At 39.8% G+C, this 10,961-nt stretch carries 13 protein-coding genes and 1 riboswitch; of the genes, 2 read left to right on the plus strand and 11 right to left on the minus strand.

All coding sequences use genetic code 11. The features are described from left to right. Window positions 1-134 precede the first annotated feature (134 nt). Window positions 135-374: a hypothetical protein gene (locus H529_RS0108970; RefSeq protein WP_022856162.1), complete on the minus strand. Its 240-nt coding sequence runs from the start codon at window positions 372-374 to the stop codon at window positions 135-137. 170 nt (window positions 375-544) lie between these two features. After that, window positions 545-680, plus strand: a riboswitch (cyclic di-AMP (ydaO/yuaA leader). 101 nt (window positions 681-781) lie between these two features. Here H529_RS0108970 and eam point away from each other — a divergent pair. Both eam and H529_RS0108980 read left to right on the plus strand, forming a co-directional pair. Further along, the gene (eam, locus tag H529_RS0108975; RefSeq protein WP_028843172.1) at window positions 782-2,053 is read left to right on the plus strand and encodes a glutamate 2,3-aminomutase; all 1,272 of its coding nucleotides are present in this window, start codon (window positions 782-784) and stop codon (window positions 2,051-2,053) included. A 67-nt stretch (window positions 2,054-2,120) separates the two neighbouring features. Continuing rightward, complete coding sequence (locus tag H529_RS0108980) at window positions 2,121-2,561, plus strand: OsmC family protein (RefSeq protein ID WP_022856164.1); 441 nt, start codon at window positions 2,121-2,123, stop codon at window positions 2,559-2,561. A 151-nt stretch (window positions 2,562-2,712) separates the two neighbouring features. Here H529_RS0108980 and H529_RS0108985 read toward each other — a convergent pair whose 3' ends face one another. The 10 genes from H529_RS0108985 to H529_RS10810 form a co-directional block, all read right to left on the minus strand. Further along, on the minus strand, window positions 2,713-3,393 hold the full coding sequence (locus H529_RS0108985) for a hypothetical protein (RefSeq protein ID WP_022856165.1): 681 nt from the start codon (window positions 3,391-3,393) through the stop codon (window positions 2,713-2,715). An 87-nt stretch (window positions 3,394-3,480) separates the two neighbouring features. After that, complete coding sequence (locus H529_RS0108990) at window positions 3,481-3,957, minus strand: 4Fe-4S binding protein (RefSeq protein ID WP_022856166.1); 477 nt, start codon at window positions 3,955-3,957, stop codon at window positions 3,481-3,483. Window positions 3,958-3,972: 15 nt separating this feature from the next. Beyond that, window positions 3,973-4,902: a respiratory chain complex I subunit 1 family protein gene (locus H529_RS0108995; RefSeq protein ID WP_022856167.1), complete on the minus strand. Its 930-nt coding sequence runs from the start codon at window positions 4,900-4,902 to the stop codon at window positions 3,973-3,975. Continuing rightward, complete coding sequence (locus H529_RS0109000) at window positions 4,890-5,348, minus strand: NADH-quinone oxidoreductase subunit B family protein (protein ID WP_022856168.1); 459 nt, start codon at window positions 5,346-5,348, stop codon at window positions 4,890-4,892. Before H529_RS0109000 ends, H529_RS0108995 begins: the two co-directional genes overlap by 13 nt. Window positions 5,349-5,362: 14 nt before the next feature. Further along, on the minus strand, window positions 5,363-6,466 hold the full coding sequence (locus H529_RS0109005; protein ID WP_022856169.1) for a proton-conducting transporter transmembrane domain-containing protein: 1,104 nt from the start codon (window positions 6,464-6,466) through the stop codon (window positions 5,363-5,365). Beyond that, on the minus strand, window positions 6,460-8,223 hold the full coding sequence (locus tag H529_RS10800; protein ID WP_022856170.1) for an NADH-quinone oxidoreductase subunit 5 family protein: 1,764 nt from the start codon (window positions 8,221-8,223) through the stop codon (window positions 6,460-6,462). Before H529_RS10800 ends, H529_RS0109005 begins: the two co-directional genes overlap by 7 nt. A 2-nt stretch (window positions 8,224-8,225) precedes the next feature. Next, on the minus strand, window positions 8,226-8,624 hold the full coding sequence (locus H529_RS11360) for a 4Fe-4S dicluster domain-containing protein (protein WP_028843174.1): 399 nt from the start codon (window positions 8,622-8,624) through the stop codon (window positions 8,226-8,228). Between the two features lie 11 nt (window positions 8,625-8,635). Further along, window positions 8,636-9,733, minus strand: a complete 1,098-nt coding sequence (locus tag H529_RS0109020; protein WP_022856172.1) for a hydrogenase large subunit — start codon at window positions 9,731-9,733, stop codon at window positions 8,636-8,638. Then, window positions 9,726-10,085 carry an NADH-quinone oxidoreductase subunit C gene (locus tag H529_RS0109025; protein WP_022856173.1) on the minus strand — a complete coding sequence of 120 codons (360 nt, stop codon included), beginning with the start codon at window positions 10,083-10,085 and terminating at the stop codon, window positions 9,726-9,728. The genes H529_RS0109020 and H529_RS0109025 overlap by 8 nt, the downstream gene beginning before the upstream one ends. 3 nt (window positions 10,086-10,088) lie before the next feature. Next, the coding region (locus tag H529_RS10810) for a thiamine pyrophosphate-dependent enzyme (protein WP_022856174.1) at window positions 10,089-10,961 on the minus strand (873 nt) is incomplete at its 5' end.

A 10,961-nucleotide genomic window follows, 5' to 3' on the forward strand; every position in this document is an offset into this window, starting at 1 on the left:
TAGTTTTAGTTTCGTTGATAACATTGGTGGAATAGTATTTTAAAAGTCCTTCTTTGAGTAGAATATCAATGGTTGATGAAAGAACAGGGTGAAGTCTTTCGGCACAGGGGCAAAGAAGGATTTCCCAGCAGATTTTAACGATTTTCTGGTGAAGAATATGGTATTTTGGAGGACGTCCTTTTTTTGGGTGAAAAATAGGTAGAACGCCTTTTGAAATACCTTTGGAAACGCTTTTTAGCGGCTTCTCTTGATAGTTGGGTGAGTTCACAAAATTGTGATAGTATTTGAGACTTTAATTTTTTTGATTTAGCTTGTTTGTATTGAGGGGCTAATTTTTCAAGCAGTTTCATTTGAAACTCCTTTTCTGTAATCATTCTTTTCCTCCCTGCCCATTAAAGGTGGTCTCAGAGAGGAATTTTAATTTCAGGGACAGAATTTTTGATCTAACAATCCTTATTTCAGGGACATTTTTATGATCTAATGCGTGGTATTGCCTTTCCCCGAGAACTTTATTATAATATATATTGGAAACCCTTACAATTAAATATTAGGAACGCTGAATCCCTGAACAGGGAACGGGGGAACCAAACTTTTTGGGGTGAATCCTGTTTTTCGGGCAGGTAGGGTTAGCTTTCGACCCGAACTCGGCAGCTAACCTCGTAAGCGTGGAAAGCGCTAGGAGAAGGTGCAGACCTTCTTTGGAGGAGTGATAGCATGCCAAAAACCCCGGTTTTATCCGGGGTTTTTGCTTAGCTCCACCTGATTGATAAGGGGGGATCTCATGAGCATTAATTTTACCAGGAGGTCGATGAATGAAAGGGAAAAAAGGGAAATTGCTTTAAAAAGGGCGGCAGAATTAAAAGCGCGCATTAGTGACTATTTGGAGGCCAAAGACAAGATCCCGTCTGGTCGGGAAGCCCAAGCGGAAATTGCTGCCCGCCAAAGACGCATCATGGCTTATTTTGGTGCTACGGAAAAAGAATGGCAGGATTGGCGCTGGCAGTTACGCCACCGCATTACTACTGTAGAAGTTTTAAAGGAACTCATACCTTTAACCCCAGAGGAAATGGAAGCTATTCAGGCCGTGCAAAAGGTTTACCGCTGGGCGGTTTCCCCTTATTATTTAAGCCTTATGGGGGATGATCCTAATTGTCCTATACGGCGCCAGGCTCTACCCAGTAGGATGGAATTAGAAGACAAACTGGGTATTCCGGATCCTATGGCTGAAGAGCTTGCTTCACCGGCTCCCTGTATTACCCGCCGGTATCCTGATCGCTTGATTATTAATGTGACCAATCAGTGCGCTATGTATTGTAGACATTGCCAGCGCAGGCGCAACATTGGAGAGGTAGATACAACCCGCAGCCGGAAAGAACTAGAGCAGGCTTTGGATTATATTCGGGCTAATCCGGAAATTCGGGACGTGCTCATAACCGGCGGAGACGCCTTAATGCTGAGCGACCAGATGTTGGATTGGTTGCTTACGGAGTTAGACCGTATCCCCCATGTGGAAATTAAAAGAATTGGTACCCGGGTGCCGGTAACTTTACCCCAGCGGATTACTCCTGAGCTGTGCCAGGTATTGGCCAAACATCCACCCATTTACTTAAATACTCAATTTAACCACCCCAGAGAGATTACCGAAGAGGCTAAGTTGGCCTGCGATAGGCTGGTGGAGGCGGGCGTTGTCCTGGGTAATCAGTCTGTATTGTTGCGGGGAATTAATAATCATCCTTTTATCATGCGGAAGCTCAATCAGGAACTTCTCAAAATCCGTGTACGGCCTTACTATCTATTCCATGCTAAACCTGTGACTGGTACCACCCATTTTATAACTTCTATAAAAGAAGGTATAGAAATTATGGAGCAGCTTAGAGGCTATACTTCTGGGTTGGCTGTTCCCACTTATATAATAAATGCTCCTAACGGTTACGGCAAAACGCCGGTCTCACCCCAATATGTGGTGGCTATAGGGGAGGGGCAGGTGTTATTGCGTACCTGGGAAAAACGCATTTTGCTTTACCCGGACTTGGGCAGCCACTCTTTGCCTTAACTTTTGTCTTTCTTCTTCGCCCGGAGTATAATGGGAGCGAAAATATCCAAAACAGGGGGAAAAAGGAATGCGCGTTACTGTATTGTGGCAAGGCGGTATGAAGCTGGTGGGAACAGGAGAATCCGGGCGGGAGGTAATCATGGACGCGGCGCCGGACCACGGTGGGCAAAACGAAGGAGCGCGGCCTTCAGAAGTATTTCTGATGGGTATGGCGGGGTGCACGGCTCTGGATGTGCTATCCATTTTGACCAAGAAGCGTTTAACTTTGAAATCCTTTTGTATAGAGGTGGAAGCAGAACGGGCCGCTGAACATCCTCGGGTTTTCACCGCGGCTACCCTTATTTACCGCTTTACAGGAGATAATCTTCCGGAAGAGCAGGTCAAGCATGCTATTGAGCTTTCCCTTAGCAAATATTGCGGTATGGTCAATACTGTTAAAAAAGCAGCACCCATATCTTACTGTTATGAAATCAACGGCCAGCGCAGCGATGTGCAGCCTGCTCCTTGAACTCTGGGATTATTTACCCTTCAGTTATGGCATTTTGTGCTATTTTCTGGGCCTGGTTATAGCGCATCCTGAGCACCCAGGCTCCTTTCTTTTGGTTATGGGAGATATCCTGGAACTAAATTCTGGCAATTGACCGTCAAAATTCCGTATGTTAGTATGACTTGGAGAAGATTATATTAAATATAAAGAAATGCCAGAAAGCTATGCCTTCAAATTTAGTTTCTTGTGGGGCAAAAGAGAGAATAGCATTAAAGTAAAAAAAAGCGTATTTTAAACCTTCGTCTGAAACAACCATCAAAAAGTCTGTAACAAATAGGGTCAACAAAAGTAAAAGGTTAACCCGATCTATCGGACTGGTGTAAAGTTTAAGGGTTGGATGGATAGTACGTTTGACCAACAGTCCTAAAACACCTAAGCTTCCCATCCCATATCCTAAAATTCCTACAGTTTTTATCAACCTTAAAGGTATAGAAATCTTTGTGTTTATTAGCATTAAAACCACAAACAAAAACATCAACCATAAACCCCAGTGCAGACAAAAAGACCAAATCCACAGCCCATAACGATTATAGGTTTTAACCCTCTCAAGCCACAGAATCTCCTTTAAAGGTTCAACCCATTCTCCAACATGGTCTTTTTCAAGTTTCCTTTCATACCAAGCAAACTCCTCTAAGTAAGAACCTCCGTATTTTTTCTTTTCTCCTGGTTCATGAGGTACTGGATAAACCTCCCATCTGATGTTTATGGGAAGTTTATAAAACCGATAAAATCTATAAGCTATTCCCACTACACAAACCAAAAAAGCTACATAGGTAAAAACTACCATCCCCATATATCCTTTCTTAGTATAGAATTTTCTTTTCTATAAATACTACCAAGGTAAATTATAAATACATAATAAAACCAACATAGAAACTGTTTAGGTAGGTTTAAAGAATTGCCTCCTACATTTGGGGCAAAGTTTAAGGTAGGGAGGTATGGTTTTAGGAGGTTTTCCTAATAGTCTTCCTAACAAAAGTTCAGGTTTAGGCATAGGTTCGCCGCAGTTTTCACATTTTACTAGTTTTATCTCAGTGATTTCCATATACTCGTTTTTAGAGATAGCCGTCCCTATAAGTCGAGGGATAAACTGCATGGCACCAAAAGGACAGGCATCAGCACAGTCTTTACAAGCAGTGCACTTACATTTGTTGATGATAAAAAGGCTTCCTTCTATCCTTATGGCATCAGAGGGACATACATAGATACAAAGCCTGCAGGCTGCACATCTTTCTCCTCTATGGGTGGGATAACCACGATAAGTACCTCTTACTGCTTTAAGGCTTTTCCCTTTAAATTCGATGGTTAAAGGTTTTTTAAATAAATTGGTTAAAAGCCAACCTATTAACTTTACCATAGGTAGTTCCCATCCTTACCAGTTTTTAAAAACCCAGGTTATTACTAAAATCAGCGTAGCCAATGGGATTAAAAACTTTAGGTAAAGAGCCGAAAATTGCGAAAGTCTTAGCCTGGCGGTTGCGTTTTCGACTAAAGCAAATATAAAGAAGAGAAAAAAAGCCCCCAATAAGATTAAAATCAATCCTATTGTAGGAGAGGTTTTTAACACAGGTAAATAAAAAAAGGCAAAGAGAGAACCAAAGATTGCTAATTCAAGTAAGTAGTTAAGCTTGAAAAGAGCTAAAGCAACGCCAGAAGCCTCAGTTAAAGGTCCTTTTAAGATTTCAGCCTCGGCATCAGGTATGGAAAAGGGATTTAGTTTTAGTTTAGCTAAAACAGAAAATACAAAAAAGGGTATGGTTAAAATTTTTATCAAGACATCTAAAGGGTCCCAGGCTTCAGCTATGCTTTTTAAGCAAAAAGAATAGGGAGGTCCTTCAAGCAGACATAGCGTGGTGATAACCATGATAAAAACCCCGTTGTAATAAAAAAACATCTGTCCTGCTCTTGCTGCACCTATCATTCCATAAGGAGAATTGCTAAAATAGCCAAAGATGATCTGTGAAAGAAGCGGTAGTTCTGTAAGGTAAAAAATAAGGATAAGGTCAAAAGAAAAGGAGCTTTTTTCTTGGTAAAAAGGATAAGGCATGATAAGTAGCCCTACCAAAAGAGCTGCGGTAGGTACAAAAGGTATTAAAAGGTAGGTAAACGAAGAAATTCTATAAGGTTTAGTTATATTTTTTAGTAACAATTTGCTCAGGTCATAAAAAGGTTGGGTTACAGGAGGACCTTTTCTTAACTGCATCCTGGCTTTAAGTTTTCTTTTAAACCCTTCTAAAAGCCCCCCTAACACAAACCCAAATAAAAATCCAGGATATAAAAACAGGTCTTTTAGAAACTCCATAGTTCTTCCTCTTCGCACAAGATTTGTGCCGCTCTTAAAATGCCTTCTAAAATCATGTTAGGATGGGCTGAACAGCCTCCTACATAAACATGAACTGGAATAAAGTTATCTACAGGCCCTAAGACATTGTAACTTTTGGCAAAAACCCCTCCACTTAAAGAACACACCCCTACACTAACCACAGCTTTAGGTTTAGGCATCATGTCATAAGCCCTTAACAAAGGGTCTCTGGATTTAGTGGTTACAGGTCCGGTAACTAACAAAATGTCTGCATGCTTAGGACTTCCAACCAGTTTGATGCCAAAACGTTCGGCGTCATATTTAGAAGAAAATAGGGCCAAAATTTCGATATCACATCCGTTACAAGATCCAGTGTTTACATGAAATACCCAAAGAGATTTTTTTTGAGAGTATCTTAGAAATTGTTTTATAGCATCTAAAAACATACCCCTACCACCTTTTAAAAACCTATTATTAAACAACCTAAAACTATCGTAAAACTTAAAAGCATTACTAAAACCAAATCCAGTTTAGGTAAAGGAGGGTTAACTGTTTCTGGTTCTTTTTCTCCTAAAAACAGGCTATGGTAAGCCCTTATAAAATACACTAAGGTAAGACAACCTCCTAATACCATAAGCCCAAAAAGCGCTTTAGAGAGTTTAAGTACCTCCTGATAAAGGAAGAGTTTCCCCCAAAATCCGGGAAAAATAGGTACACCTATCAAAGTTAAGGCAAATACCAAGAAAGAAAAGGCTAAACCAGGATAGTCTTTGGCAAGTCCTTTTGCCTTTCCTAAGGATATTACAGAAGTATTCTTTTCTATCCTATAGGCTATGAAAAACAGACCTAATTTTGATATTACGTGGTTAATCCATAGGATGACAGTTCCATAAAGGCTTACCGGAGAAAAAAGGCTTAGGCCTATCAAGAGATACCCTGTGTCGTCGATCGTTGCGTAGGCCAAAAGTTTTTTTAGATTTTTTTCAAAAAGGGCAAGCCCAGCCCCCAAAAGTAAAGTTATAATTCCTATGTATAGAGAAAATTCTCTTAAGCTTTCAAAAAATTGAGGGAAACAAGAAGCTTGTTCCACTGTCCTCCATAACAACACAAAATCTATGATCTCAAAAATACATATAAAAAACCCAGCGGTGACAGCATCTATCGTTTTTACCACGATCGGTAGCCAGAGAAAAAGTGGAAAAACTGCAAGTTTTAGAAAGAAAGCTATAACCAACAAAACAATGCCTTCAGGGGTATGAGCAAAAATAGTTTTTCCTAAGATAAGTAGAACCAAATAAGAGGTTTCTACGACCCCTAAGATTTTAAAAGCTTCTTTATAGCCAAGAACCCAAAACAGCGTTAACAAAGCTATTACGCTAATCCCATCAAAAAAGAGACCATAAGAAGTTTCTCCCCAAATTAAAAAGAGGTTAGAAAAGGTTAAAACTACAAGACAGAGAAAGACCATCAATTTTTTGTTAAAATCTCTGAGGTAAAACACCCCGCATAACAAGGTTATAGCCATATAGATCACGGGTAAGAAGGGGGCTAAAGCCTTCAACATGGTTTGCTCCATATTTGTTCTAACTTTTTGACGGTGGTATAGACTTTCAGGATTAATCCTTCAATAAAACTGCAAATTTTTAGGAGGTATTGGTCTGGGTCGGCCTTTTTATAAAAGTTTGCTAAACGGTTTTCTATGTCAGCCACAAAATCATCTGCAGTAGGATTAAAAACAGGTTCGTCCTCTCCTCCTTTAAAAACCTCGGTTTCTTTAATAATTTCCTTAGGTTTAAGCCAGGTAAAATAAATTAAAATCCCTAAGCCTAAGAACAAAATAAACAAAGCTCCTATTAAAACGGTAGGGAGTTGATAAAAGCTGATGTTAACCTCTCGGAGGTTTAAAAGAGATAAGGCTGGATTTATAAGAAAAGTGATAGCTATTTGAGGGAAAAGACCAAACACTACACACGGAATAGCCAGGATGATTCCTCCTGTAATCATAAGGTAAAAAGGTTTTTCAGAAAGCTGTTTGTTTTTTTCGTCAAGTTTACCTAAAAATGCGGTATCAAGCACTTTGATAAACGAAAGGGTGGTGAGAGTACTTATGAAAAGTCCTAAAGCTGCAGCTAATGGATGGTTAGCCTCTATCGCAGCCTGATAAAACATCCATTTACTTACAAAGCCGTTAAAACCTGGTATTCCTGAGATAGAGGCTGCACCTATCAGGTAAAGAACCGTGGTTTTTGGTAGTTTTGAGGCAAGCCCTCCCATCAGAGAAAGGTCTCTGGTATGGGTTGCCTGCTGGAGGATTCCAGCAACCAAAAAAAGGAGACCTTTAAAAAGGGCATGATTTAAGGTGTGAAAGAGAGAAGAAGCTAACCCAAGAGAGGTTCCAAGCCCTATTCCTGAGACCATATATCCTATCTGGCTAACTGTGTGATAGGCTAATAGTTTTTTTACGTCAGCCTGTTTTAAGGCAAATAGAACTCCCATAAGAGAAGAGAACATCCCTAAATAAATCAGAAGGTTTTTCCAGAATTCAGGAAAGCCACCAAGTAAAAGATAAAATTTAAACAAAAGATATACCCCGCATTTTACCAAACAGGCTGCATGAAGCAGGGCACTTACCGGAGTAGGAGCGTTCATCGCATATGGTATCCAGGTGTAGAGAGGCCATTGAACCGATTTGGCTAAAACAGCTATCAAAACCCCAGCCAAAATTAAATCTTGATAAACCTTAGGGTCAGGAGATAGGGTAAACACAAGAGCACCTAACAGAAACCCATAACCAGCGATGTGAGTCATTAAGAAAGCCTTTTTAGCAGAAAAACTCGAAAGGTCAGACTGATACCAAAAGGCTATCAGTTGATAAGAACATAACCCTGTAAGTTCAAAAAACACATAAGACCAAAAGAGGTTTTCACTAAGGGTTAACCCCAAATAGGAGCCTATAAATAACTGAATAAAAGCATAAAATCTGCCAAAACCTTCTTTTTCATGGGTCATGTATTTTATAGCATAAAGATTAATTCCTACGCTAACATATGCTCCAAAAAGAGCAAAAAATAGATTTAACCCATTTGCTTTAAAAATCAGATCAAGGTTAATAAAGTCTCTTATCCACCTAAAAAGGGGGAGATGCCAACTAAATTCCCCTGCTTTAATAAATTCAAAAAAAGTCAGGTTTAAAAAGTATAAGGCTACAGCAGAGGTAAGAAAGGCTAAACTGCCATGAAACTTTGGACTATTTATCCTGTAAAACAAAGCAGAAATTAGAGCCCCTAAAAACAGCACCCCAACACTAAAACCAAGAAACATTTTCACTTCTCCTCTACAGTAATGGCTTTGGTTCTACAAACTTTGGCACAAGAAGGACTAAACCCTTTATCTTTACATAGGTCACACTTCTGGGCGATGATAGGATTATACTTGTTAAAAGATGGGACCATTTCTATAGCTCCAGAAGGACAAATATAATAACAAAGCTTACATCCCACACATAAAGACGGATTAATGATAAAAGCCTTTCCTTCTTTGGTTATTGCTCCAACAGAACATATCTTAGCACAAAGACCACACTGATTGCAGGCAGAAATTTTTACTTTTTCTCCTTTTTTTATCACAAAAATCCTTGGCATGGTAGAATTGTGTACTTTCATACATATTTTTTCACAAGCAGTGCACCCTTTGCATAAACTGGGGTCTATTTTTAATCTCACTTGTTTCACCTCTATCTTTGCATACAAGAAAAACAGGGATCTATACTTCCAGAAATAATAGTTACATCAGCTACATCTTGGTTTATCAGGATTCGATTAAGAGCATAGATGTTTACAAAGCTTGGGGCCCTTATTTTTACTCTATAGGGAATGTCTGTCCCATCAGTTATACAATAATAAATAAGGCCTCCTCTTGGAGCTTCCCATCTACTTATCCCGATGCCTTTGGGAATAGGTACAAACTTTTTGGTTAAAATCGGTCCCTTAGGAAGGTCTTTTAAGATTTGTTTTATTATTTTAAAACTTTCTATCATCTCAAGAAGTCTTACCTTAATTCGACTTAGTACATCTCCGTCCTTCTCTATTACTTTTTCAAATTCGAGAAACTCGTAAGCTGCACCTGGCATGGCGACATCTTTTCTTAGGTCGAGGTCTACACCTGAGGCCCTTGCTACAGGACCTACTACCGAAAGGTCTACTGCATCTTGATAGGTTAAAACGCCAATTCCTTTGGTTCTGCTGATTAAGGTTGAATTACTAAGAACAGTTTCTATCAGTTGAAAAATTTCAGGTTCAAGACTATCTAAAGATTTTTTCACTTCATGGATTTCATCTTCAACCAAATCTTTTCTAACCCCTCCTATGGTATTGAAGGCATAATTACCTCTATGTCCGGTGATGCCTTCCATTAGGTCTTTGATGTTTTCTCTTGCGTTCATACACCTTACAAACAAGGTTTTAAATCCTAAAATTTCGCAAGCAATGGCAGTGTTTAGAAGATGGGAGTGGATTCTCTCAAGTTCACCTATCAGAGTTCTTAAATATCTTGCTCTTAATGGAACTTCAATCCCTGCTATCTGCTCAAGAGCCTGAACAAAACAGGTAGGATGGGAATGAGAGCAAATTCCACAAACCCTTTCAACCACAATAATTCCTTGATAAAAATCTCTATTAGCTAAAAGAAACTCTATAGCTCGATGTACATATCCTATCTTAAGCTGCACATTTTTTACTATATTACCTTCAGTTTCTAACTTTAGCTGAATAGGTTCTTCTAAAGCTATATGAATAGGTCCTATAGGTAAGACAAACCTTTGGGATCTATTCATGTCTTTTTCTGGAGACTTTTTGTTTTTCTACCTCTAAAAGAGGAAAGGGATGGCCCCCCGAAGATAAAAGAAGTTTTTTTTCTTCTTCGGGGTAACCACTAAATTCTATTCCATAAAGTTCCATTACCTCTCGTTCTGACCATTCAACCGCAGGATATACTTCTTTTATACTCTCTAAAGTTTCCGAAAATTCTGCTTCATAGGTTAGTTCTTCAAGTTTACCGTTTAAATCAAAAAGATGTCTTACTACTACTTTGTCTCCGGTATCAGGTTTTAGATAGGCAACCGTTGTAATATAGCGGGCTCCTAAATTTTTAAGTTTTTTTGCTTTGTCTAAAAGGTTAATTCTCATACCTTACTCATCTTTTTGTTCTGTTTGGGTTTCACCGAAGCATTCAGCAAGTTTAAGAAGTTTTTCGTATTCCTGGTTTACCCTTTCCTGGATGTAGGCTATTTGTTCAGGGGTAAGGTGTCTGAATCTTCTTTGTATTTTGAGGTATTCTTCTACAGGTTTAGGTTTATCGACTTTACGATTGATGATGTATTTTCCGTCTATGACCTCATAAAGGGGAAAGACCCTTGTTTCTACGGCAAGTTTAGCTACAAGCAGGCTGTCTTCGCTTTTGGTCCCCCATCCGGTGGGGCAGGTTGCATAGACATGGATAAAAGCGGGTCCGTTTATTAAGGAGGCTTTTTTGACTTTATTCATCAGATCGATAGGGAAGGCAGGGTTTGCGGTTGCGGCATAGGGGATGTTATGAGCTACCACGATGCCCATCAGGTTTTTTTTCCAGGTGGTTTGACCTTTGACGACTTTACCTGCAGGGCTTGTGGTGGTGTGTGCTCCGAAGGGGGTAGCTCCAGACCTTTGCACCCCTGTATTCATGTAGGCCTCGTTATCAAGGCAGATGTAGATAAAGTCATGACCTCTTTCCAGGGCACCAGAGAGCCACTGAAGTCCTATGTCAAAGGTGGCACCATCTCCTGCAAACACAACCACATTTATTTTTTCTTTGGATTTAAGTCTACCTTTACGTTTAAGAGCTTTGATGGCAGCCTCGATACCAGAGGCAACGGTAGCGGAGTTTTCGAAGGCAACGTGGATCCAGGGAACATTCCAGGAGGTATAGGGGAAGGGGCTTGAGATGATTTCCATGCAACCTGTTGCAGTGACAGCGATGGTATTGGGACCAAGAGCCTTTAGGGCGAGCCTTAGAGGAAGCACAGT

This window comes from Thermodesulfobacterium thermophilum DSM 1276 (assembly GCF_000421605.1).
In the GTDB taxonomy this organism is placed as follows: domain Bacteria; phylum Desulfobacterota; class Thermodesulfobacteria; order Thermodesulfobacteriales; family Thermodesulfobacteriaceae; genus Thermodesulfobacterium; species Thermodesulfobacterium thermophilum.